Genomic DNA, 1,820 nt, shown 5'->3' with positions numbered 1-1,820 from the left:
TGTAGGTTTCCAGATCCAGTGGCCACTTTCCATCAGCGATGGCCACCAAGTGGCCAATAGGACACGGGGATGGAAATCATGCTCCGTGGACGAGTAGTTCCCCTCTTCGTGTACAGGACCTCCCCGGTCGTCGTCTCCACTGCTGGCCGGGGCAGGACCCCAGCGTTCGGCGGCCAGTGGGGCCGCCTCGGAAATCGCGGGGTTGGTGGTCCGATGAGTACAGCGTTGGCCGCGCCGGTACGGCTGAGTGTCCGGCGTGGTGACGAGGCCGTGGTGGAGGACCTTGAGTGGCCGTCGGTGCCGCTCGGGCTGCTGCGGGAGGCCCGTCCGTGGCGGACGTTCCGCTGGTTCAAGGGGCAGCAGCACTATTCGGGCACGTACTGGTCGTCCACCATGGGCGATCACGTGATCTACGAGTCGAGGCTGGAGCTGGGGCGGCTACTGTTCGCCGACTTCGCCCAGGACGTGCGGCACATCGTCGCCCAGCCCTTCCTGCTCAAGGCCGACCTGGACGGCAAGGTCCGTAAGCACATCCCGGACTATCTGCTGCTGACGGACGACGGCCCGGTGGTCGTGGACGTCAAGCCGCGCCACCGGCTTCAGAAGCCGGAGGTCGCCTTCACGTTCGCCTGGACGCGAGAGGCGGTCACGTCACGCGGGTGGCAGTACGAGGTGTGGAGCGAGCCGGATCCGCACGTGCTGGAGAACATTCGGTTCCTGGCTGGCTACCGCCGCGACTGGCTGTTCGACCCTGACCTGGTGGCCGCGCTGCAGGCTGCGGACCTGGACGGCATGTCGCTGGGCGATGCTTTCCGGCTGCTGTCGAAGTGTCCTCGGCCACTGGTGAAGTCGGCGGTGCTGCACCTGCTGTGGTCCGGGCACGTGACGACCGCGCTGGAACGGCCTCTGAGCGCGGGACACGTACTGCGGAGGACTGCATGAGCGGGGCGGGAACGAAGCTGGGGATCGGGACGCACTTCCGGCTGGACGGCGAGACGGTCGAGGTCGTGGAGTTCGCCAGCCTGGCTACGGGCATGGAGGTCGTCCTCAAGGACGGGCGCGACCGGCTGGCCCGGATGTCGCTGCGCGAGCTGCTGGCCTCGGATCGCGCCGAGCTGATCCACGACGGATCGGGCCCGTCTTCCGCCGATGACGAGGACGTTGCGGCTGTGGTTCTGAACCGGCTGACCAAGGAGGAGAAGAAGGAGGTCTTGGAGCGGGCCGAGCATGTCCGGGAGATGCTGACGGGCTACCGCTCGGGCAGTGAGGACCTTCCGCGGCCCGGCGAGCCACGGCCTCAGTATGCCCCCGGCTTGCCGTTGAAGGTTCGGTATGAGGCCAAGGCAGCGGAACTGGGGGTGTCCGCCCGGTCAACGCGCCGGTGGGCACAGGCCTTCCGCGAGCACGGCGAGGCTGGTCTGGTGCCGAGGACGGCGTCGGCGGACGGCGGGCTGAGCAATGCCGATCCGCGCTGGGTCGAAGCCGCGGTGGAGGTGCTGAACGAGTATGAGGAGGAGTCACGGCCCTCGGTGAAGGTGGTGCTGGAAGAAGTCGAGGCTCGCGTCAAGATCAAATTTAAGCTGGTCAAGGTGCCGGTGCCGCCGCAGACAACGGCTTATCGGTGGATGCAGGAGCTGGAGCGGCGCCATCCGACGTTCCGGCTGAGTACGCAGCGCAACCGGGACATTGCCGACCGCCCGAGGGGGGTCTACGGGAAGCTGCGGCCCACGCGGCCGGGCGAGTACGTGCTGATGGACACCACGCGGCTGGACGTGTTCGCGCTCGATCCGGTGACGCTGCAGTGGATGCAGGCGGAGCTA

At 67.4% G+C, this 1,820-nt stretch carries 2 protein-coding genes; both read left to right on the top strand.

From position 1 onward, the window contains the following. The first annotated feature begins 213 nt into the window (after nt 1-213). Nucleotides 214-942: a TnsA-like heteromeric transposase endonuclease subunit gene (locus AB0903_RS34280; protein WP_366708730.1), complete on the top strand. Its 729-nt coding sequence runs from the start codon at nt 214-216 to the stop codon at nt 940-942. Then, nucleotides 939-1,820: helix-turn-helix domain-containing protein (locus AB0903_RS34275; RefSeq protein WP_366708728.1), on the top strand; the 882-nt coding region annotated here is incomplete at its 3' end. The genes AB0903_RS34280 and AB0903_RS34275, both read left to right, overlap by 4 nt.

It is taken from the genome of Streptomyces sp. NPDC048389, assembly GCF_040706335.1.
GTDB lineage: Bacteria > Actinomycetota > Actinomycetes > Streptomycetales > Streptomycetaceae > Streptomyces.
This window is presented reverse-complemented; position numbering and strand designations above follow the sequence as displayed.